Here is a 21,145-nt window from a genome sequence, read left to right on the forward strand (position 1 = left end):
TGCCATAATCATGTCTGATTACAATAGCCTAGGTCAATCCGGCGATGCCGCTGCCCGCCCCTCCCTTGCGGTGGGTGAGCGATAGCGGCTAGCCGACGGGTCATGACGCCGCTCGACATCTTCGTTTTGCTGCTGCTAGGCGGGGCCGCCCTCATCGGCTTCACGCGTGGATTCGCGCACGAAGTGCTGGCGCTGATGGCGTGGATCGCGGGCATCGCCGCGGTGAAGCTGTTCCATGCCCCGCTGGCGGCGCGGTTGGCGGGAAGCGTCGAGGATTCGACCTCGGCGGCGATCGTCGCCTTCGCCCTGCTGTTCCTGCCGACCTACGTCGCGCTGCGCCTGTTCGGCAAGGCGGTGGGGCATCGCACGCGTCGCTCGATCCTCGGCCCGGTCGATCGGGTACTGGGCGGCGGGTTCGGGATGCTGAAGGGCCTGCTCGGCGCGACGCTGGTGTTCCTGGTCGCCAATTTCGCCACCGACCTCACCTATGGTCCGATGGCCGACCGGCCCGAATGGATGACCAGGTCGCGGACCTATCCGCTGCTCAACGCCAGCGGCCGCGCGGTTGTCGACTGGGTCGAAACGCGCCGCCACCCCGGAGTAACGATGTGATCCAGCTCTATGACACGATGGCACGCAGGAAGCTGCCGTTCGCGCCCGCCGACGAGAAGCGGATCACCATGTATGTGTGCGGGCCGACGGTCTACGGCCGCGCCCACATCGGCAATGCCCGCCCGGCGGTGGTGTTCGACACGCTCGCCCGCCTGATCCGGCACCAGTACGGCGCTGACAGTCTGGTCTATGCCCGCAACGTCACCGACGTCGACGACAAGATCATCGCGTCGGCGCAAAGCGAGGGCGTCGACCCGTCGTTGATTACCGAGCGGTTCGAGCGCTTCTATCTCGAGGACATGGGCGCGCTGGGCGTCGCGCCGCCCGACATCGCGCCGCACGCCACGCAGGAAATTCCGGCGATGGTGGCGATGATCGCCGAGCTGATCGAGCGCGGCCATGCCTATGAGGCCGACGGCCATGTGCTGTTCGAAGTCGCATCCGACCCCGATTATGGCGCGCTGTCGAAGCGCGACCGCGAGGCGATGCTGGCCGGGGCGCGGGTCGAGGTCGCGCCCTACAAGCGCGACGGCGCCGACTTCGTGCTGTGGAAGCCGAGCGCCGAAGGCGTGATCGGCTGGGACTCGCCATGGGGCCGGGGACGACCGGGATGGCACATCGAATGTTCGGCGATGATCCGCGCGCACCTGGGCGAAACGATTGACATCCACGGCGGCGGCCTCGACCTCATCTTCCCGCACCATGAGAACGAGATTGCGCAGAGCCGCTGCGCCCACGGCGGCGCACCGCTGGCCCGCCACTGGGTCCACAACGGCTTCCTCGACATGGGCGCGGAAAAGATGTCGAAGAGCCTCGGCAACGTCGTGACGGTCGATGCGCTGCTCGACGCCGGCCACAGGGGCGAGGTGCTGCGTCTGGCGCTGCTCAGCGCGCACTACCGCCAGCCGCTGCCGTGGACGGAAACCCTGATCGCGCAGAGCAAGGCGACTCTGGATCGGTGGTATCGCTTGCTTTCAGAACTTTGCCACTTTGAGGGGGCAGAGGAAACGAGCGAGATCAACTGGCAAGCATTGGAAGCGTTGTCCGACGATATCAATTCGCCAGCATTTCTAGCGCGGCTCAGCTTGATGGCCGACCACCTTTGGAAACTGCGAAATGACTACTTTCATTCAACAAGCGACACAGTTGAGTATCAGGGGCTCGCTTACCAGCGTGACGTTTTCCGGAATACAGCTCGCCTAATCGGACTGCTCCTCGAAGAGCCAGACGAATGGTTCCGCGGCGAAGGGGACAATTCCGCCATCGACGCGCTGATCGCCGAGCGCGACGCCGCCAAGAAGGCGCGCGACTTCGCCACCGCCGACCGCATTCGCGACGAGCTGAAGGCGGAGGGCATCCTGCTTGAGGACGGGCCGGGGGGGACGACATGGCGGCGAGCGTGAGCGAACCGCTCTACACCCGCGATATCCTGCGGCTGGCGTCTTCGATCCCGTATCTCGACCCGATCGACCGGGCTGATGGGCAGGCGGCGCTGCGCTCGCCGACGTGCGGGGCGACGATGACCGTCGCCGTGCGCCTCGACGGTGAGGGCCGGGTCGTGGCGCTGTCGCAATCGGTCAGCGCCTGCGCCTTCGGGCAGGCCACCGCAGCGCTGATGGGGCAGGGGGCCATCGGCATCGACCGCGCCGCCGCCGCCCGGGCCGAGGCCGACGTCCGCTGCTGGCTGGCGGGGGAAGCGGTCGATCCATGGCCGGGTTTCGAGGCGCTGGAGCCCGCCCGCACCCGCGTTGGCCGCCATGGCGCCATCCTGCTGCCGTTCCGCACCCTTCTCGCCGCCATCGAGGAGGCGCAATGATCGCCGCCGAACCCGTCGCCGTCGCCACCGCGTCGAGCCTGCTCGAAGGCGCGGCGATCATGCTCGGCGCCGCGCTGGTATCAGTCACCTTGTTCCGCAAGGCGAAGCTTGGCGCGACGCTGGGCTATATCGTCGCCGGCATCGTCATCGGGCCGCAGATGCTCGGCTTGTTCGGCGACGCCGAGGCGCTGTTGTCGATCAGCGAAATCGGCATCGCCATGCTGTTGTTCATCGTCGGGCTGGAATTGAATCCGGGCCGGCTGTGGCGGCTGCGCAAGGATCTGTTCGGGCTGGGTTTTGCGCAGGTGATGCTGTGCGGCCTGGCGCTGGCACTGTTCATTCGGCTGGCGCTGGGCGTCACCTGGCCGGCCGCGCTGGCGATCGGCCTGCCGCTGGCGCTGTCGTCGACCGCGCAGGTGCTGCCGATGCTTCGCGCCGACGGCGACCTCAACACCCGCGACGGGGAGCGCGCCTTCTCCGTCCTGCTGTTCCAGGATCTCAGCATCGTGCCGATGATCACGCTGGTCGCGGCGCTGTCGCGGGTTCCGCCCGACCCGTCGGAGCCCGTCGGCTGGACGCTGGTGCTCTACACGCTGGGCGCGATCGCCGCGCTGGTGCTGATCGGGCGGATCGTCCTCAACCCGCTGTTCCGGCTGATCGGCCGCTTCGGCGAGCGCGAGCTGTTCGTCGTCGCCGGGCTGTTCACGGTCATCGCCGCGGCGGCGATGATGCACGCGCTGCACCTGTCGGTGCCGCTGGGCGCGTTCGTCGCCGGCGTGATGCTGGCCGAAAGCCCGTACCGGCACGAACTGGAAAGCGATGTCGAGCCGTTCCGTTCGATCCTGCTCGGCCTGTTCTTCCTGTCGGTGGGCATGATGCTCGACCTCGGCGTCATCATGCAGCGGCCGATGTGGGTGCTGGGCATCGCGGTCGCGGTGATCGCCATCAAGAGCGGCGTCATCACCCTGTTGACCCGGGCCTTCGGGCAGAAATGGACCACCTCGCTGCGGCTCGGCCTGCTCTTGAGCCAGGCGGGCGAGTTCGGCTTCGTCCTCTTTGCGCAGGCGACGCAGGCGCAGCTCATCCTGCCCGAGGCGGCATCGCTGTTCGGCGCGGTCGTTACCCTGTCGATGGTCTCGACGCCGTTCCTGATGCGCCTGATCGACCGGCTGGAGCGCAACGAGGTGGCGCGCACGGCCGGCCTAGAAGGGCCTGAAAACTCGCCGTCTGGCGGGGCGATCATCGTCGGCTATGGCCGCTTCGGCCAGACCGTCGGCCAGATGCTGATGGCCAAGCGCGTGCCGGTCACCCTGATCGACCTGGCGCCGCGGACGATCGAACTGAGCGGCGAATTCGGGACCAAGGTCTATTACGGCGACGGGCTCCGGCTGGAACTGCTCCGGACGGCCGGTGCCGACTCCGCCCGCGCGATCCTGTTCTGCATCGACGGCACCGCCGCCAACCGCGAAACGATGCAGCGCGTGTTGGAGGCGTTTCCGCAGGCGTCGATCATGGTCCGCGCCTACGACCGCCGCCACCTGATCGAGCTTCGCGGTCTCGACCTCGCCGTCGCCCAGCGCGAGCTGTTCGAGAGCGCGGTCAAGATGGGCAAGGCCGCACTTCGCGCGGTCGGGATCGAGGCGAACGAGGTCGAGCGGGTCGAGGAAGAATATCGCCTGCGCGACTGCGAGCGGCTTGAGCGGCAGGTGGAGGCCGGCAATCTGAAGGCGGGCCTCGACCGGATGTTCGCGGTCGACAATCCGCTGCCCGAAGAGCCGAAGGCGGGCTAGGCCGCCTCGAGGAAGGGGCCGAGCTGGTCGCTGGTGATCCCGTGCTTCAGGAACGCCCGGCCGATGCCGTGCGACAGCACCAGCGTCACCGCGCCGCGCTCGTTCTTCTTGTCGCGGACCATGTGTTTCAGCAGCCGGTCGCCGCGCCCGCCGAGGCCGACCGCGGCGAGGCTGGTCGGCAGGCCGGCGCGACCGAGCAGGCTCACCATCCGCTCCGCGTCGCTGGCGTCGGCCTGTCCGGCGCGCGCGGAAAAGCGCAGCGCCAGCACCATGCCGACCGCGACCGCCTCGCCGTGAAGCACCTCACCAAGCCCGCACTCGGCCTCGATGGCGTGGGCGAAGCTGTGGCCGAAATTGAGCAGCGCGCGCTGGCCGCTGCGGTCGGTAACGTCGCCGGCGACGGTGCGCGCCTTGGCGGTCACGCAATGGACGATGGCGTCGGTCAGCCGGTCGACATGGCCCGCGACCAGTGCGTCGATGCTGGATTCGCACCAGGCGAAGAAGGCGGCATCGTCGATCGCGCCATATTTGATGACCTCGGCCAGGCCGGAGCGGAACTGGCGCTGGTCGAGCGTCGCCAACAGCGACGGGTCGGCGATGACCAGCGACGGCTGGTGGAAGGTGCCGACCAGGTTCTTCTGCCCGGCGAAGTCGATCGCGGTCTTGCCGCCGACCGCGCTGTCCGACTGGGCGAGCAGGGTGGTCGGCACATGGACGATCGGGCAGCCGCGCTTGAACAGGGCGGCGGCCAACCCGCTGAGGTCGCCGACCGCGCCGCCGCCCAGCGCGACTATCGGCGTCGATCGGTCGGGGTCGATGGCGGCGATCCGGTAGAGCAGGTCCTCGAGCACGGCGAAGGTCTTGCCGTCTTCGCCGCGCGGGACGACCAGCGGCTCGACGTCGAAGCGGTCGCGGATGGCACCGCCGTGAAGGCCGAGGACCAGTTCGTCGCTGACCAGCGGGATCCGCCCGCCGCGCCCGTCGATCAAGGCTTCTAGCGCGTCGAGCCCGGGGGCGAGCGGACCGACGACGACGTCGTAGCGCCCGCCCTCGGTATCGACCGCGACCCTGTTCACTTGTCCAGCCATTCGCTCAGCGCCTCGACGATGCGGTTGACGACCTCGCCGTGGGAAGCGGTGCTGCTCGTCACGTGGATATGCGCTTCGGCATAGGCGGGCGCGCGCTCCCTTGCCAATCGTCCCAGCACCTCCGCCCGGTTGCCGTCGCGGAGCAAGGGGCGGGTGTCCCGCCGCCCGGTGCGCTCGGCGAGCAGTTCGACCGGCGCGTCGAGCCAGACGGTGATCGCGCGCTCGGTCAGCAGGCGGCGGGTGTCGGGGTCGACGAAGGCGCCGCCGCCGGTGGCGATGACGCGGACCTGCCCGTTGATCAGGCGGGCGACCACCCGCCGCTCGCCGTCGCGATAGGCCCGCTCGCCGTGACGTTCGAACACTTCGGCGGCGGAGGTGCCGCCGTTGGCGTCCTCGATCGCGGTGTCGGTATCGATGAAATCCAGCCCCAGCCGCTTCGCCAGCCGGCGGCCGACGGTCGACTTGCCGACGCCCATCAGGCCGACAAGGACAATCGGTCGATCGAGGCGGTCGGTCGGATTTTGCACGAAGCGGGGCTATACATAAGGCGGCAAGGTCGGGCAAAAGCCCTTTCGCATCGCGTCACATGTTCACGGGAGCCGGCATGCCCAAGGGCCTATTCGTCCTGATTATCCTACTCGTCATCCTCATCGGCGGGGCCTTTTTCCTGTCCGGCCGGGTGACCGAACAGCCCACCCAGACGATCGAGGTTGACGTCGCCGGCAATGCATCGTCGAATTAAACTGGACTGGCGCGCCGGCGTCGCCGGGGCAGCGCTGCTGATCAGCCTGCCCGTGCTGGCGCAGGACCGGCCGGAATCAATCCTGCCGCCCGGTTTCGGCGACCCCGCGCCGCCGCCCGCGCCACCCCGGCCGCAACGCCGGCGCCGGCGCCGGCGCCCGGCCAGCCGTCCGCGCCGTCGGCCGAGCCCGACCGCTCACCGCTCGACGACCTCGTCATCGGCCTGTCGAGCCTGACCGAGGAAGAACTGGCGCTGAGCGAACCGCCGCCGCCGCCACCCGAATATCCCGCCGCCGCCCGCCGCGACCTCGCCGACGCCGGCGTGCTCGATCCGGCGGCGCTCGGCCTTGGCGACAGCCCGTGGGGCGGGGCGCACGGCAAGGTGTTGTCGACCATGCTCCGCCGGATGGATGCGCCGTTGCCATCACGCTGGGCGCATATCGGCCTTCGCAACGCGCTGATGGTGCGCGGGCCCGCGCCCCATGGCGTCCACCCCGCCGACTGGGCGGCCGAGCGCGCCTGGCTGCTGCTGCGGATGGGCGAGGCGGATGGCGCGCGGCTGCTGACGGCGTCGGTCGACACCGATCGCTTCACGCCCAAGATGTTCCAGGTCGCCTCGCAGGCAGCGCTGGCGACGAGCGATCCATCGGGCCTCTGTCCGCTCGAATCCGGCCTGTCCAAGACCGACAAGCGGATCACGCCGCTGGTCAACGCGATGTGCGCGTCGCTGAGCGGCGAGGCGGAGCGTGCCGCGGCCGACATCGAATCCGCCCGTCGCCGCGGGTCGATTGGCGGTATCGACCTGGCGCTGGCCGACAAGGTCGTCGGGGCCGGGGCCGATACCGCCCGCGCCGTGACCATCGAATGGGAACCGGTGCAGCGGCTCAATGCCTGGCGCTACGGCCTTGCCAGCGCCACCGGGGCCATGCCGCCGGTCCGCCTGGTCGACGCCGCGAGCCCGACGCTGCGCGCATGGATGGCGCGCTCGCCCATCTACTCGCCGCTGCAGAAGGTCGATGTCGCCCGCACCGCGGCGGCGCTCGGCGTGCTGTCCTCGTCCGCCTATGTCGACCTTTATTCGGCGGTGTTCGACGCGACCGATCCGGACGAGCTTGGCGAGACCGACGCCTGGAAGCTGCGCCTGGCCTATGTCGGTCGGAACATCGACGACCGCCTGTCGGCAATGCGCGACCTGTGGGGCGCGAAGTCGGGCAAGGGCAATGACCGGTTCGCCGCGCAGGTGCTGACCGCGCGGGCGGCGACGCTGGTCCCGCCGTCGGCCAAATATGCCGCGGATGCGCCCGACCTGATCGCGTCGATGCTGGCGGCCGGTTACGACCAGGCGGCGGCACGCTGGATCCCGGTGCTGGCCGACATGGACGACAAGGAAGCCGACGAATGCTGGGCGATGCTGGCCCTGGGCGCGCCAAGCGCCAACGGGCTGGAGATCGACGCGAACCGGATCGAGGACTTCGCCGACCGCGACGAAAGCAAGGACAAGCGCCGAACCGCGCTGCTGGTCGCCGGCCTTGCCGGCCTTGGCCGGATCGATGGCGAGACCGCCGGCGCGCTCAACGGCAGCTACCGCCTTGGGCTTGGCGGGACGACGCAATGGACCCGGATGATCGACGGCGCCGCGGCGCGGCGGCAGGCGGGGACGGCGATGATTTTTGCCGCCAGCGGGCTGCAGGGCAGCAGTATCGGCGACGTTCGCGGCCTCTACCAGTTCCACGGCATCACCGCGCTCAAGCGCGTCGGCCTGGACTTCCTGGCGCGGATGGTCGCCGCCGAGGCGCTGGCGCGGGCCTAACGTGAACGCCGGCGACCGCGCGCTCGTCGACCGTTTCCTCGACATGATGGCCGCCGAAGCCGGCGCATCGCGCAACACGCTGGCGGCCTATCGAAGCGACCTCACCGCCGCCGCCGCCGACCTTGGCGGGCTGGAGGGGGCGCAGCCCGACCGGCTGGGCAGGCTCGGCGAGCAATGGGCCGACCTTGCACCCTCGACGGTGGCGCGCCGGTCCGCGGCGTTGCGCCGCTTCTACGGTTTCCTGCTCGACGAAGGGCTTCGGGCCGATGATCCCTCGACGGTGCTTCCGCGCCCGACGTTGCAGCGGCCGCTCCCCAAGATCCTCGACCCGCACGAGGTCGAGGCGATGTTCGCCGCGGTCGAGGAGCGCGCCGCCTCGGGCCAGCCGCTCGCGCTGCGTAACCTCGCCCTGCTGGAATTGCTCTATGGATCGGGCCTTCGCGCGACCGAGCTGGTCGCCCTGCCGCGCCGCGCGGTCCGGGCGGGCCAGCCGTTCCTGATGCTGCGCGGCAAGGGCGACAAGGAGAGGCTGGTGCCGGTGTCGTCCCGCGCCGCCGACGCGGTGGCCAACTGGGTCAAGACCGCGCCATCCGAATCCAGCTGGCTGTTTCCGAGCGGCAAGAGCCACTTGTCGCGGGTGCGGTTGTACCAGCTGGTGCGGTCGATGGCGGGGCTTGCCGGAATCCCGCCGGAACGGATCAGCCCGCACGTCCTTCGCCACGCGTTTGCGACGCATCTGCTGGCCAACGGCGCCGACCTGCGCGTGCTGCAGTCGCTGCTCGGCCATGCCGACATCGCCACGACGCAGATCTACACCCATGTCGATTCGGCCCGGCTGGTGGAGATCGTCAACGCCCGCCACCCGCTGGCCGACCGCGACCGGCGTCGTTGACGCCGCGCGCGGCTCGCCCTACCTCGCGCGGCCAGATGCAGACCTATCTCGATTTCGAAAAGCCGATCGCCGAGCTCGACTCGCGCATCGCCGCGCTCCGTGAAACCGCCGAGTCCGGCGACATCGACATCGATGTCGAGGTCAGCAGGCTGGAGGCCAAGTCGCAGAAGATGCTGCGCGAGGCCTATGGCAAGCTGAGCCCCTGGCAGAAGACCCAGGTCGCGCGCCATCCGGAGCGGCCGCACTTCAAGGATTATGTGGCCGGCCTGACGGAAGATTTCCTGCCGCTGGCGGGCGACCGCGCCTTTGCCGACGATCCCGCGATCATCGGCGGCCTGGCCCGCATCGAAGGGCGGCGCGTCCTTCTCATCGGGCATGAGAAGGGCGACGATACCGCTAGCCGCCTCAAGCATAATTTCGGGATGGCCAAGCCCGAGGGCTACCGCAAGGCGATCCGCCTGATGCAGCTCGCCGACCGCTTCGGCCTGCCGGTCGTCAGCCTGGTCGACACCCCCGGCGCCTTTCCGGGCGTCCAGGCGGAAGAGCGCGGCCAGGCCGAGGCCATCGCGCGATCGACCGAGCAATGCCTGGCGCTCGGCGTGCCGATGATCGCGGTGATCGTCGGCGAGGGCGGTTCCGGCGGCGCGGTCGCGCTGGCTGCCGCCAACCGCGTGCTGATGCTCGAACACGCCGTCTATTCGGTGATCTCGCCGGAAGGCTGCGCGTCGATCCTGTGGCGCACCGCCGACAAGGCCGCCGACGCCGCCGAGGCAATGAAGGTCACCGCCGCCGACCAGAAAAGCCTGGGCGTGGTCGACCGCGTCGTCGCCGAGCCGACCGGCGGCGCGCACCGCGATCCGGCGGGCGCGATCGCCCTTCTGAAGGACGCGCTGGTCGAGGAACTGGATGGCTGTTCGCGGCTGTCGCCGGCCGCGCTTCTGGAACAGCGCCGCGCCAAGTTCCTTGCCATCGGCTAGGGAATCGTTTCGGAACCAGAAGCAGTCGCTTGCCGTTTTTGAGGCTGATTCCTCAATTCACGAGACGGAGCGGCTTGTAATGCGCACCCCCATTCTACTTCTCGCCGCGGCCTCGGTGCTTGCTACCGGTGTCGCCCACGCGCAATCCAACGCGCTGAACCAACGGGACGTCGCGGAAGCAGCGCGCCAGCATCCCGAAGTCGTCCAGGAATTCGGCGGGGCCGAAACCGGGCCGCGCGCCGCCTATGTCGAGCGCATTGGGCGCAAGGTGGCGGCCTATTCGGGCACGACCAACGCGTCGCAGGTTTATCGCTTCACCACGCTCAACAGCGCGGTCGAAAATGCCTTCGCGGTTCCCGGCGGCTACGTCTACATCACGCGCCAGCTGATGGCGCTGATGAACGACGAGGCGGAACTGGCATTCGTCGTCGGCCACGAAACCGGCCACATCGCCGCCAACCACTCGCGAAAGCGCCAGCAGGCGTCGACCAAGAACAGCGTGCTCGGCGTGCTCGGCGTGCTGCTCGGCTCGGTGGTCGGCGGCGGGTTCGGCGACCTCATCGCGCAGGGTGCCCAGTACAGCTCTCAGCTTCGGACGCTAGGCTTCAGCCGCGACCAGGAATATCAGGCCGACCAGCTTGGCATCCGCTACATCACGTCGGCGGGCTATGATCCGCTGGCGAGCGCATCGATGCTGTCGGCACTCGGCCGGGCGTCGGCGCTGGAGGCGCGGGTGCAGGGCCGGGACAACCGCTCGACGCCGGAATGGGCCTCGACCCACCCGCTCAGCCAGAACCGCGTGACCCAGGCCAGCAACGTCGCCCGCCAGACCGGCCGTGCAGGCAACGGGCTGCGCAACCGCGACGCTTTCCTGTCGCAACTGGCCGGCGTTTACGTCGACGACGATCCCGCGCAGGGCATCATCGACGGGCGCAGCTTCACCCACCCCGACCTGCGCCTGCAGTTCGTCGTGCCCACCGGCTACATGATGCAGAACAGCACCAGCGCGGTTGCGATCGAAGGATCCGCCGGCAAAGCGCAGTTCAGCGGCGGCCGATACACCGGCGACCTCCAGACTTATGTGCAACGGGTCATCTACGGCCTGACCAAGGGTCGCACCCAGGTGCAGATGTCGCCGCTCCAGCGCACGACCATCAACGGCATTCCCGCCGCCTACAGCATCGGCCGGGCGCAAACGTCGAGCGGCATGGTCGACGTCAGTGTCATGGCCTATCAGTGGGATCGCGACACCGTGTACCACTTCGTCACGCTGACCCGGGGCGGGCAGGGCCTCAACCCGTTCGCGTCGATGGTCAATTCGCTGCGACGGATCACGCCGACGGAAGCCGCGTCGATCCGGCCGCGGATCATCCGCGTGCATACGGTGACGCGAGGCGACACGATCCAGTCGCTGGCCAACCAGATGGCCTATCGCGATTTCAAGGCGGAACGGTTCGTGTCGCTGAACGGGCTGGCGGCCAACGCGGCGCTGGTCCCGGGGCAGAAGGTCAAGCTGGTCGTATACGGCGCGCGCCGAACCTGACGAACGCGCGAACGACCCCCGCCGCGAGGGCGGCGGGGGTCATGCAACGCTTACGAAACCATCGGTCAGCCGTTGTTGAGGACGGCGTCCCTGACCTTGGTCCACATCCCGCCGGCACCGCCGCCGAGTTGGCCCAGCGCCCCGATCATCGCGACGACGATGAGCGCGGCGATCAGGCCGTATTCAATGGCCGTTGCGCCTTTCTGAGAAGCGCGAAACCTGCGAAAATTCGATCGGATAGCGAGCACGCCACCCTCCTCTGGTCTTGGTCCACGGTTCCACATTGAACGGTTGAAGTTAACGAAACCCCCTCGCGCCAAGGTTAATTTCACTTAGCGCAAGATTGGCGGGCTCCAGGCGATCCAGTGGAGCAGTTCGAACCGTTCCTCGAACCGTCCCTGCGCGCCGCTTGCGACCAGCGGTTCTTCCAGGCGGTCGCGCCATCGCTTGCCGGCAAAACGGTGCGAGCGGGCGGCGAGGATATTGGTTTCGGCCGCGGCGCGAAGGTCGGCGACGAGGCGATCGAGCGATCCGTAGCGAAGGTTAAGCCGGTCGACGCCGACTACCGGGTTGGCGAAGCCGGACCGGTCGAGCAGCGCGGCGAGCGTCGGCGCATCGATCCGCGGATGGGCGCGGGGCGCGACGCTCCCACCGCTTGCCTGGTCGGCGGCAATCAGCGCCTTGCGCAGCGCCGGCAGGCTATCGCCGCCGATGAGTGTGCCGAGGAACGGGCTGTCGCTTTCCAGCGCCTGGCGAATGCGCACAAGCAGGTGCGGCAGACGGTCGACGGTGGCGAGCGAACCGACCGCGACGACCGCGTCGAACGGGCCGGACGGGATCTCCAGCTCGTCGCCGTCGAACGCCGGCTCCCACGTCGTTACCGTACGCCCCGGCGCACCCAGACGCTCCGCCCACGTCGGCGACAGCGCCCCTATCAACAGCATGCGAGGCAGCGGCCGGGCAATCGAGCCCAGCCGCTCGGCAAGGTCGTCCACCGCCCGGTCGAACAGGAACGGGTCGCCGATGGCGAGCGCGCGGCGCCGGCGGAGGAGGCGTGTAGCGGGGTCGAAAAGGTCGGGTGGGGATGACACGCAGGCGCTTGTGCGATGCGCGGCGGCGGGCGACAAGGGCCGCGTGCAGCCCGTTTTTCGCTTCGCCCGGTCCAGCCTGCAAACCCTGGTCGATTTCGCGTTGCCGCCCCGCTGTGCCGGCTGCTCGGCGATCGTCGCGACGGTCGATACCTTCTGCGAGCGCTGCTGGCCGAAGCTCGATTTCCTGCGCGGCGGCTGCACAACCTGCGGAATCCCGCTGGAGGCGACCGAGGCCGACCATTGCGGCGCGTGCCTGGCGAGCCCGCCGGTGATCGACCGGACCCGCGCCGTGCTGGGGTATGATGACACCGCGCGGCAGCTGGCGCTGAACCTCAAATATGGGCGGAAGGTCGCGCTGGCGCGGACGATGGCGCGCTACATGGACGGGCTTCGCGGCGAATGGGGGGACGAAGCGGTCATCGTCCCGGTGCCGCTGCATCGCCGGCGCCTGTGGTGGCGCGGATTCAACCAAGCGGGCTTGGTGGCGCGCCACCTGTCGCGGCGCTGGTCGCTGCCGGTCGATAACCGGTTGCTGGTCCGGCGCCGGCCGACGCGGTCGCTGAAAGGGCTCACCCAGCATCAGCGGCGTGAGGCGGTGCGCGGCGCGTTCGCGGTGCGCGGCGGGGCCGACGTCAAGGGGCGCACCGTCGTCCTGATCGACGACGTGCTGGCCAGCGGGGCGACCAGCGACGGCTGCGCCCGGGCGCTTCGCAAGGCCGGGGCGGCGCGGGTCGAACTGGTCACCTGGGCACGGGTGGTGCGCCCGGCGCATCTTGTGCGTTAAGCACGGCAACGAACGATCGGAGGAGTTTCACGAATGGCGCGTGTCGAAATCTATACCAAGGTCACTTGCGGCTTTTGCCGCCGCGCCAAGATGCTGCTCGACATGAAAAAAGTGCCCTATGAGGAGATCGCGGTCGATTTCGGCGGTCCCGACAAGGCGCGGATGGTGGAGCGCGCCAATGGTCGGATGACGGTGCCGCAGATCTTCATCGACGGCGTCCATGTCGGCGGCTGCGACGACCTGATGGCGCTGGAGCAAGAGGGCAAGCTCGACACGATGCTGGCGGCGTGACCGCGACCCGGATCGCCCTGTTCCAGGCAACGAGCGGGATCGACCCCGCCGCCAACGCCGACGCGCTGGTCGCGGCGATCGAGGCGGCGCGGGCAGGCGGCGCGGCCATGCTGTTCACCCCGAAATGTCGGGCCTGGTCGACCGGGACCGGACACGGATGCACCCCAAGGTTCGCGGCGAGGCCGACGATCCGGTGCTGGCGCGGGTCCGCGAGGCCGCGGCCAAGGCCGGGCTGTGGATCCATCTTGGCTCGCTGGCGCTGGGCGACGAGGGTAGCGGCAAGCTGGTCAACCGCGGGTTCGTGATCGATTCCGAAGGCGCGATCCGCGCCCGATACGACAAAATCCATTTGTTCGACGTCGACCTGCCGACCGGCGAAAGCTGGCGGGAATCGGCAAGTTACCAGCCGGGCGGCAGCGCGGTCGTCGTGCGCGATACGCCGGTCGGGGCGCTCGGCCTTTCGATCTGCTACGACCTTCGCTTTCCCGCGCTGTTCGAACGGCTGTCGGAAGCCGGCGCGGAGGTGATCTCCGTCCCGGCCGCCTTCACCGTTCCCACCGGGCAGGCGCACTGGCACCTGCTGCTCCGGGCCCGGGCGGTCGAAGCGGGCATTTTCACCGTCGCCGCGGCGCAAGGGGGCCGTCACGAGGATGGCCGCGACACCTACGGTCACAGCCTGGTCGTCGGTCCATGGGGGAAGTCCTGCTCGACATGGAACAGCGCCACGGCGAACTCGGCTTCGCGGAGATCGACCTGGGCCGGATCGCCGAGGTTCGATCACGGTTGCCTGCGATCAGCCATCGCCGACCCGTTCCGGCGATTGACCCGAACGGGACGCCTTCGTAACGCTCTGCCCGTTGGTCGGCCCCGTAGCTCAGCAGGATAGAGCATCAGATTCCTAATCTGAGGGCCACTGGTTCGAATCCAGTCGGGGTCACCAGCGAATTTGAAAGGGTTTTTTGCAATGGCGTGCAGTCCCGACGACGGCGACCTGGTCGATGCCGAGGGCAAGGTCGCGGTGCCCGACGAGGTTGCGGAGGCGGTTCGGACGCTGATCCGCTGGGCCGGTGACGACCCCGCGCGCGAAGGGCTGGCCGACACCCCGAGGCGGGTGGCCCGGGCGTGGAAGGAATATGCCCGGGGCTATGCGGAAGATCCGTGCATCCACCTGTCGCGGACGTTCGAGGAGGTCGGCGGCTATGACGAGATCGTGCTGCTGAAGGACATCCCGTTCCAGTCGCATTGCGAGCATCACATGGCGCCGATCATCGGCAAGGCGGCGATCGCCTACCTGCCCGGCGACCGGGTGGTCGGAATCAGCAAACTGGCGCGCGTGCTCCACGGCTTCGCCCGGCGGCTCCAGGTCCAGGAACGGCTGACCGCCGAGGTCGCGGACTGCATCTGGGAGCATTTGCATCCCAAGGGAGTCGCGGTCGTGATCGAGGCGAGCCACGCCTGCATGACTGCGCGCGGGGTCAACACCCCGGGCGTGATGATGACGACCAGCCGGATGATGGGCACGTTTCGCGAGGACGAGCGCAGCCGGAAGGAAGTGCTGGCCCTGATGGGTTATTGAGAGCCGTTCATCGACTGATCGGCAAACGATCAGAACTTGATCATGGTCAATAACCGAAAGCTATGAGAATTCTCGTTCCTCGCTTCGACAGGGGGAACGATCATGATCGAGTCGCCCGTAACATTCCGATGGGCATTGCTCGCCTCGGCCGCCGCCATCCTGACCGCGTGTGGCGGTGGCGGCAGTACCTTCGTCGGAAACACTCCGACGCCCACTCCGACCCCAACGCCGACGCCGCCCGCGGCGCCGCCGACCCCGACGCCCTACGGCCTGACCATCCCGAGCGGTGAATTCGCCACCGCCGGGGTGGCGTTCAAAACCGTGGCATCCCCGTCCGGGACGACATACTCGGCGCCGATCGCCGGTCCCGACGTGATGGACATCAGCTACTCCGCGGCGACCGGCCACTACACGGTGTCGCTGCCGGAATATGTTACGGGCGATCTCGAGCGGACGGAAACCTTCGGGAATTGGGACGCGAACGGCTGGACGCACATCAGCGAAACCCAGCACAAGGTCCTGGGTAACACGGGCATCAACGACGAACGGATTCGCGTCAATCTGAGATGGCCGGACAGTAGCGCACCCTACGAGTATACGAACTTCGGCAGCTGGTTCGGGTACGTGCTCGGCGACGACAGCACCACCCTGCGGATCGGCACCTTCGCCTATGGCATCCCGACCGCCGCCGGAGACATCCCGTTGGTGGGGACCGCCTCATACCAGGGGGAGGTGTCCGGCCACCTGGCCGACGCCTACAACACGTTCCTGGGCGGAAGCGTGAACCTGAACTTCGACTTCGCGGCAGGAACGCTGGGCGGAGACATCGACCTCTACACCTATGATTTTTACTACGACAGTTTCGACATTCCCCGGCTGACATTCAGCGAGACGCTGTTCGCGGCGGGAAGCCAGACCTTCTCCGGCAAGTTCGACCAGGCCGGGGTCAGCCGCGGGACCAGTTTCCAGGGGCAATTCACCGGGCCGGGTGCCGTCGAGCTTCTGTCCAGCTTCAAGGGTGAGGTGATGGAGCCCGGAACCGACACCTGGCATCCGATGGGCGGGGTGTGGATCGCCCGGAAGCAGTGAGCGGCGGCTCGACCGTCGCGGGACAGGGACGGCAGTGAAAGGTGGCGCCTGAGAAGAGCTTCCGCCTGGTCGGCGGTTGATCGGCAATCACTCACAAGTCGATCATGGCGATCAGGACGGAATGGGGAGACCGTTTCCAACACTTCAACAGGGGGTCGATCATGAAACATTCGACGAGAAATTTTCGCTGGACCTTGCTCGCTTCGGCAGCGGCGATCCTGACCGCGTGTGGCGGTGGTGGAGGCGGCTTCGTCGGCCACACCCCGACCCCGACCCCCACGCCGACCCCGACTCCGACCCCGACGCCCACGCCAACCCCGGCCGTGGAGCCGCCGACGCCGACGCCCTATGGCCTGACCAGCGCGAGTGGCGAGTTCGCGACCGCTGGTGCGGCGTTCAAGACGGTGTCGACGCCGCTCAGCCAGACGCACTCGGTGCCGGTGGCCGGCCCCGACGTGATGGACATCAGCTATTCGGCCGCGACCGGCAAATATACGGTGTCCCTGCCCGAATTTGCCACCGGAGAGCTCGAGCGGAAGTGGACCAGCGGCAATTGGGACGCCACCGGCTGGACTCAGATTTACGGAACCGGGCACACGGTGACCGGCAATCCGGACACCGAGGAGGATTCGCACACCGTCTATCTGACGTGGCCGTCCTACTCCACCTATCAGTACACCAACCGCGGCTTCTGGTCCGGGAACGAGTACGCCGACGGTACCACGACAATTCGCCGGGGTAGTTTCGCCTACGGCGTAGCGACCGCCGCCGGTGACATTCCGTTGATCGGAACCGCGTCATACCGGGGCGAGGTCGGCGGCAATACAGCTGATTCGAGCGGTTACTTAGGCGGCATCGTCAACCTGAACTTCGACTTTGCCGCAGGGACGCTGGGCGGAGACATCGATCTGTATGTCGACATCGGCTACTACGATGGCTTCGACGTTCCCCTGATCACCTTCAGCGAGACGCTGTTCGGCGCGGGCAGCCAGACCTTCTCGGGCAAGTTCGACCAGGACGGGGTCAGTCGCGGAACCAGCTTCCAGGGACAATTCACCGGGCCGGGCGCGGTCGAGCTTTTGTCCAGTTTCAAGGGCGAGTTGCTGAGGCCGGGGAGCGAGACCTGGTACCCGATGGGCGGTGTGTGGATCGCCAAGAAACAATGATCCGATCGCGTCGCCGGAAGATGATCGGCAGACGATCATGTGTCGGTCATGGCCCGGCGACGGGAGTGGTGGGACGGTTTCCTCCGGATTTTTGAAGGGGACAGACGATGAGACATCCGCTGGTGACGTACCGCTGGGCCTTGCTGGCATCGGCCGCGGCCATGCTGACCGCTTGCGGCGGAGGTGGCAGCTCGTTTGTCGGAAGCACACCGACCCCAACGCCCACGCCGACCCCAACGCCGGCCGCGGAACCGCCGACGCCGACACCCTACGGTCTGACCAGCACGAATGGCGAGTTCGTGACCGCTGGCGCCGTGTCGAAAACAACGTACGACAGCGCGTCCCAAGCCTACACATTCGCACCGATCCAGGCCGGGCCAAGTGTCATGGACATCAGCTATTCCGGAGCAACCGGCAAATATACGGTTTCGGTGCCCGACTATCCGGCCGGAGAGCTTGAGCGAACGGGCACGAACGGAAATTACGACGCAAGCGGCTGGACGGCGATCTACTCGACGACCCATCGGATCCTCGGCAGCGCCGGTCCCGGCACCGACGGCGTCAGCGTCACCATCGATTGGCCGGACAATTCCACCTTTAGCTACACAAGCTTCGGCAACTGGTACAACCTCGCCAATACCTCCACCGGCTCGACCTACATTTCCGGCAACTTTGCCTATGGTGTCCCGAGTGCGCCTGGCGACATACCGCTAACGGGTACAGCGCATTACACCGGATCCATTCGCGGTGGCGGGAACGAAGCCTGGTTCACCTGGCTTACGGGCACGGTTGCGATGGACTTTGATTTTGCGGACGGGACGCTGGATGGCGAAATCGATATGGCGTTCAACGAGTATTACGACACGGGTTTCGACGTGCCACTGCTGACATTCAGCGAAACACTGTTCGCGCAGGGAAGCCAGGTGTTTTCCGGCAAGTTCGACCAAGCGGGTGTAAGCCGTAACACTGGCTTCCAAGGGCAATTCACCGGACCCGGTGCGGCGGAATTGCTGTCGAGCTTCAGCGGCGAACTCAATCGGCCGGGCACCGACGAATGGGTACCGGTCGGCGGAGTTTGGATAGCCAAGAAGCAGTGAGCGGGGGCGCGGGCGGGGCATCAACACCCGCCCGCCGACCCGCGCCACGCCTTGAACTTGCCGCCGCATCTGGCGCATGACGCGCCGCATGGAGAAATTCGCGAACCCCTTCACGGACCATCCCCGATCGCTGGGGATGAGCTGGCTGTCGCATGGAATCGGCGCGGTCGTCATCGGCGCGCGGATGATCGGCGCCGGCGCGGCGTGCATCGTCCATGCCGCGGTCCCGGCGCTGTTCACCGACACCGCCGGCCGGACGGTCCAGTCGCTGGCCGAGCATATGCGCGCCCGCAAGGCGAGCTGCCCCGACTGGCCGGACTATGAAATCTGACCATGGCCGATGAGCAATCGGCCGCCGCCGACGTGGTCATCGTCGGCGGGGGTTTTTCGGGCACCATGCTGGCGGCGCAACTGGCGCGGCGCGGTCACCGCTCGCTGATCATCGAGAAGGCCGGCCGGGCGGGCGAGGGCACCGCCTTTTCGACCGGCGAGCCCGCGCACCTGCTCAACGTCCGCACCGAGGTGATGAGCGCCTGGCCCGACCGGCTCGACGATTTCGATGGCTGGCTGCGGGCGCGGGGCGAGGAAGCCGGTGGCTTCGTCCGGCGGATGCAGTTCGGCGCGTACCTCAAGGAACAGCTCGCCGAGGCGGTCACCAGCGGGCAGGTGAGGGTGATCGACGGTGAGGCGGTCCGGGCCGAGCCCGCGGACAATGGCTGGACCGTCAGGCTGGACGACGGTCGGTCGGCCGCCGGGCGGCACTTGGCGCTGGCGCTGGGCAACCAGCCGCCGATGCCGCTGAACATCCGCGGACTGGAAGACAGCGCGCTGGTCGTCGACGACCCGTGGAGCGACGAGGGGCGGCGGCTGGCGGAGCAGGCGGCGGCGGAGCAGCTTCCGATCCTGATCGTCGGCACCGGCCTGACCATGGTCGACATGGTGCTGACGCTGGAGGCGGCCGGCCATGACGCGCCGGTGACCGCGGTATCGCGGCGCGGCCTGCTGCCCCGTCCGCACACCGCCCAAAAGGCGCCGCCGCTTGACGGTGGCGCGGCCCCGCATGGCCTCGCCTCCTTGTGGCAATGGGTGCGGCGGCAGGTCGCCGGCGGCGATGACTGGCGCGCGCGAGTGGATTCGCTGCGGCCCAGGACGGCGGAATTGTGGCGCGGCCTGTCGGCGGACGAGCGGCGGCGGTTCATGCGCCATGCGCGGCCGTGGTGGGACGTCCACCGCCACCGCATCGCGCCGCAGGTCGCGGCGCAGCTCAAGGCGCGGATCGAGCGCGGCACGCTGGAAATCATGGCCGGGCGGATCGTCGGCGCGGAATCGCGGGACAGCCGGGCGCAGGTCCGGATCGCCCGGCGCGACGGCCAGGCGGCGGTTCGCGAGGCGGGCCTGGTGATGAATTGCACCGGGCCGCTGCACGCCCTGACCGCGACGCGCGACCCGCTGCTCCGGCAGATGCAGGACGACGGCCTGATCCGGCCCGACCCGCTCAACATCGGCATCGATTGCGATGAGCGCGACGCGGCCACCGGTTCGCCGGGGGTGTGGGCGCTAGGCCCGCTGAGCAAGGCCCGCCGCTGGGAAATCATAGCCGTCCCCGACATCCGTGGCCAGGCGGAGGCGGTGGCCGTGTCGATCAGCGAAGAGCTAGGCTAGCGTCCGCATTCGACCCGTTGTTGCAAGCATTCCAAGTGGTTGCGCTCTCGGTCGGTTCTTGGTCGGCTCTTGGTCGCCAGATCGCCATCCCGGTCGCTGTGGCCTCCCCTAACGTTCGGCCGGTTCGTGGAGGAGATCAATCATGTCCGCTTTCGCCCTTCGTTCGTGGATCGCGGTGTCGGCACTCGCTTCGCTGTCTGCTTGCGGAGGGGCGGGCGGCGGCGTCGGGAGCACGCCGACCGCGCCTTCGCCGCCTTCGCCTCCGAGCGCGGCGGGCATCGGCGCACTGGCGGCCCCACCGGCCGGCGTCGCAAGCTCGACAAACTTCCAGACGATGCTCGCGCCGTCGCAGAGCGGTGATGAGGTGATCGTCCGCTGGAACGCGGAAGCCAAGGTCTACCAGGTCCAGATGCCCGAGACGACGCTCGCCTGGATCGACCAGACCAGCTTCAGCAAGATGTACGGCGTTGCCGGCGGCGACGTCCTCCAGACCGACGGTGCGAAGCTTGGCTATGCGATCGCAATCGTGCCCTACAGCTACACCGGGCGCATGGAGGTGGGCATTGACGATGGGCTTGGGCCGTACCGCTATATTGCCTTTGGCGTGGCCACCCCCGCCGGGGCGGTTCCGACCGTCGGCACGGCGACGTACGACGCGGACCTGGTCGGGCGTGCCGGAACCTCCTGGGGTCTTTACGGCACGGCGGAGTTCCAGTTCGATTTCGCGGCCGGGACACTGAGCGGATTCATGGATCCGCAAACCAACGGCGCGATGGGTTCTCCTGCCGTCGGCAGGTATACATTCAGCGAGACGTTGTTTGCGCCCGGAAGCACGGCCTTTTCGGGAAGCTTCGACAAAGGGGGATCGTTCGCGGGCATCTTCACCGGTCCCGCCGCGCAAGAGCTGATGGCGAATTTTTCGGCCCCGTTCATGGATTGGGATTCGAGCGGCGAACCGACCGTCCCTGCCACCCTGGAAGGCGTGATGATCGGCAAGGCCCGGTAACGCGATTCCGGCGGCAAGTTCGGCCACAGATGTTGCTGTGTCAGCCGAATGTCCGCTTTCGACCCATTGCGGACACTAGCGCACTCACGATCGCATGAATCACGCTCGGTAAAA

The 21,145-nt window shown here is 68.0% G+C and carries 22 protein-coding genes, 1 tRNA gene and 1 pseudogene; 20 read left to right on the forward strand and 4 right to left on the reverse strand.

All coding sequences use genetic code 11. From position 1 onward, the window contains the following. The first annotated feature begins 102 nt into the window (after positions 1 to 102). The 4 genes from H9L12_RS02520 to H9L12_RS02535 are packed head-to-tail and all read left to right on the forward strand — an operon-like array spanning position 103 to position 4,218. Positions 103 to 612: a CvpA family protein gene (locus H9L12_RS02520; RefSeq protein WP_187542488.1), complete on the forward strand. Its 510-nt coding sequence runs from the start codon at positions 103 to 105 to the stop codon at positions 610 to 612. Then, positions 609 to 2,015 carry a cysteine--tRNA ligase gene (cysS, locus tag H9L12_RS02525; protein ID WP_246450514.1) on the forward strand — a complete coding sequence of 469 codons (1,407 nt, stop codon included), beginning with the start codon at positions 609 to 611 and terminating at the stop codon, positions 2,013 to 2,015. Before H9L12_RS02520 ends, cysS begins: the two co-directional genes overlap by 4 nt. Further along, positions 2,012 to 2,428 carry an iron-sulfur cluster assembly scaffold protein gene (locus H9L12_RS02530; RefSeq protein ID WP_187542490.1) on the forward strand — a complete coding sequence of 139 codons (417 nt, stop codon included), beginning with the start codon at positions 2,012 to 2,014 and terminating at the stop codon, positions 2,426 to 2,428. The genes cysS and H9L12_RS02530 overlap by 4 nt, the downstream gene beginning before the upstream one ends. Then, positions 2,425 to 4,218, forward strand: a complete 1,794-nt coding sequence (locus H9L12_RS02535; protein ID WP_187542491.1) for a cation:proton antiporter domain-containing protein — start codon at positions 2,425 to 2,427, stop codon at positions 4,216 to 4,218. The genes H9L12_RS02530 and H9L12_RS02535 overlap by 4 nt, the downstream gene beginning before the upstream one ends. Here the strand turns inward: H9L12_RS02535 and aroB are convergent. Both aroB and H9L12_RS02545 read right to left on the reverse strand, forming a co-directional pair. Continuing rightward, entirely contained in the window at positions 4,215 to 5,306 is a 1,092-nt protein-coding gene (gene aroB / locus H9L12_RS02540) for a 3-dehydroquinate synthase (RefSeq protein WP_187542492.1), read from the reverse strand. The two genes, H9L12_RS02535 and aroB, sit on opposite strands and share 4 nt — an antisense overlap. Further along, positions 5,291 to 5,833 carry a shikimate kinase gene (locus H9L12_RS02545; RefSeq protein ID WP_343060457.1) on the reverse strand — a complete coding sequence of 181 codons (543 nt, stop codon included), beginning with the start codon at positions 5,831 to 5,833 and terminating at the stop codon, positions 5,291 to 5,293. The genes aroB and H9L12_RS02545 overlap by 16 nt, the downstream gene beginning before the upstream one ends. Positions 5,834 to 5,910: 77 nt before the next feature. On the opposite strand from H9L12_RS02545, the gene H9L12_RS02550 reads away from it, so the two are divergent. The 5 genes from H9L12_RS02550 (at position 5,911) to H9L12_RS02570 (ending at position 11,269) form a co-directional block, all read left to right on the forward strand. After that, positions 5,911 to 6,048, forward strand: a complete 138-nt coding sequence (locus H9L12_RS02550) for a hypothetical protein (RefSeq protein WP_187542493.1) — start codon at positions 5,911 to 5,913, stop codon at positions 6,046 to 6,048. A gap of 321 nt (positions 6,049 to 6,369) precedes the next feature. Then, entirely contained in the window at positions 6,370 to 7,857 is a 1,488-nt protein-coding gene (locus H9L12_RS02555; protein WP_187542494.1) for a hypothetical protein, read from the forward strand. Positions 7,858 to 7,900: 43 nt separating this feature from the next. Then, positions 7,901 to 8,749 carry a tyrosine recombinase gene (locus tag H9L12_RS02560; RefSeq protein ID WP_246450677.1) on the forward strand — a complete coding sequence of 283 codons (849 nt, stop codon included), beginning with the start codon at positions 7,901 to 7,903 and terminating at the stop codon, positions 8,747 to 8,749. A 35-nt stretch (positions 8,750 to 8,784) separates the two neighbouring features. Continuing rightward, complete coding sequence (locus H9L12_RS02565; protein WP_187542496.1) at positions 8,785 to 9,726, forward strand: acetyl-CoA carboxylase carboxyltransferase subunit alpha; 942 nt, start codon at positions 8,785 to 8,787, stop codon at positions 9,724 to 9,726. Positions 9,727 to 9,805: 79 nt separating this feature from the next. Beyond that, entirely contained in the window at positions 9,806 to 11,269 is a 1,464-nt protein-coding gene (locus H9L12_RS02570; RefSeq protein ID WP_187542497.1) for a M48 family metalloprotease, read from the forward strand. A 65-nt stretch (positions 11,270 to 11,334) separates the two neighbouring features. On the opposite strand, the gene H9L12_RS02575 is transcribed toward H9L12_RS02570, so the two are convergent. Both H9L12_RS02575 and H9L12_RS02580 read right to left on the reverse strand, forming a co-directional pair. Continuing rightward, positions 11,335 to 11,517, reverse strand: a complete 183-nt coding sequence (locus tag H9L12_RS02575; RefSeq protein WP_425506793.1) for a Flp family type IVb pilin — start codon at positions 11,515 to 11,517, stop codon at positions 11,335 to 11,337. A gap of 84 nt (positions 11,518 to 11,601) precedes the next feature. Continuing rightward, on the reverse strand, positions 11,602 to 12,360 hold the full coding sequence (locus H9L12_RS02580; RefSeq protein WP_187543312.1) for a class I SAM-dependent methyltransferase: 759 nt from the start codon (positions 12,358 to 12,360) through the stop codon (positions 11,602 to 11,604). Positions 12,361 to 12,403: 43 nt separating this feature from the next. Here H9L12_RS02580 and H9L12_RS02585 point away from each other — a divergent pair, with 43 nt between their 5' ends. The 11 genes and pseudogenes from H9L12_RS02585 to H9L12_RS02635 all read left to right on the forward strand — a co-directional run bounded on the left by H9L12_RS02585 (position 12,404) and on the right by H9L12_RS02635 (position 21,031). Next, positions 12,404 to 13,144: a ComF family protein gene (locus H9L12_RS02585; RefSeq protein ID WP_246450516.1), complete on the forward strand. Its 741-nt coding sequence runs from the start codon at positions 12,404 to 12,406 to the stop codon at positions 13,142 to 13,144. Between the two features lie 33 nt (positions 13,145 to 13,177). Then, positions 13,178 to 13,435: a glutaredoxin 3 gene (gene grxC, locus H9L12_RS02590; protein ID WP_187542499.1), complete on the forward strand. Its 258-nt coding sequence runs from the start codon at positions 13,178 to 13,180 to the stop codon at positions 13,433 to 13,435. Continuing rightward, a pseudogene (locus tag H9L12_RS02595) lies at positions 13,432 to 14,281 on the forward strand (carbon-nitrogen hydrolase family protein). The gene grxC and the pseudogene H9L12_RS02595 overlap by 4 nt, the downstream one beginning before the upstream one ends. A gap of 17 nt (positions 14,282 to 14,298) precedes the next feature. Continuing rightward, positions 14,299 to 14,375 (forward strand) — tRNA-Arg (locus H9L12_RS02600). Positions 14,376 to 14,399: 24 nt separating this feature from the next. Continuing rightward, entirely contained in the window at positions 14,400 to 15,011 is a 612-nt protein-coding gene (gene folE, locus H9L12_RS02605; RefSeq protein WP_187542500.1) for a GTP cyclohydrolase I FolE, read from the forward strand. Between the two features lie 102 nt (positions 15,012 to 15,113). Further along, the gene (locus tag H9L12_RS02610) at positions 15,114 to 16,100 is read left to right on the forward strand and encodes a HupA family protein (RefSeq protein ID WP_187542501.1); all 987 of its coding nucleotides are present in this window, start codon (positions 15,114 to 15,116) and stop codon (positions 16,098 to 16,100) included. 161 nt (positions 16,101 to 16,261) lie between these two features. Next, positions 16,262 to 17,266 (forward strand): HupA family protein, encoded by a 1,005-nt coding sequence (locus tag H9L12_RS13870; RefSeq protein WP_281399795.1) that lies wholly within the window; start codon positions 16,262 to 16,264, stop codon positions 17,264 to 17,266. 299 nt (positions 17,267 to 17,565) lie between these two features. Continuing rightward, positions 17,566 to 18,363 carry a transferrin-binding protein-like solute binding protein gene (locus H9L12_RS02620; RefSeq protein WP_187542502.1) on the forward strand — a complete coding sequence of 266 codons (798 nt, stop codon included), beginning with the start codon at positions 17,566 to 17,568 and terminating at the stop codon, positions 18,361 to 18,363. Between the two features lie 88 nt (positions 18,364 to 18,451). Continuing rightward, positions 18,452 to 18,694 carry a DUF6356 family protein gene (locus tag H9L12_RS02625; protein ID WP_187542503.1) on the forward strand — a complete coding sequence of 81 codons (243 nt, stop codon included), beginning with the start codon at positions 18,452 to 18,454 and terminating at the stop codon, positions 18,692 to 18,694. A 2-nt stretch (positions 18,695 to 18,696) separates the two neighbouring features. After that, complete coding sequence (locus tag H9L12_RS02630) at positions 18,697 to 20,025, forward strand: FAD/NAD(P)-binding protein (RefSeq protein WP_187542504.1); 1,329 nt, start codon at positions 18,697 to 18,699, stop codon at positions 20,023 to 20,025. Between the two features lie 142 nt (positions 20,026 to 20,167). Beyond that, positions 20,168 to 21,031, forward strand: coding sequence for a HupA family protein (locus H9L12_RS02635; protein ID WP_187542505.1), 864 nt, complete (start codon positions 20,168 to 20,170; stop codon positions 21,029 to 21,031). Positions 21,032 to 21,145 lie beyond the last annotated feature (114 nt).

Origin of the sequence: Sphingomonas rhizophila, assembly GCF_014396585.1 — a bacterium.
Taxonomy (GTDB): Bacteria; Pseudomonadota; Alphaproteobacteria; order Sphingomonadales; family Sphingomonadaceae; genus Sphingomicrobium; species Sphingomicrobium rhizophilum.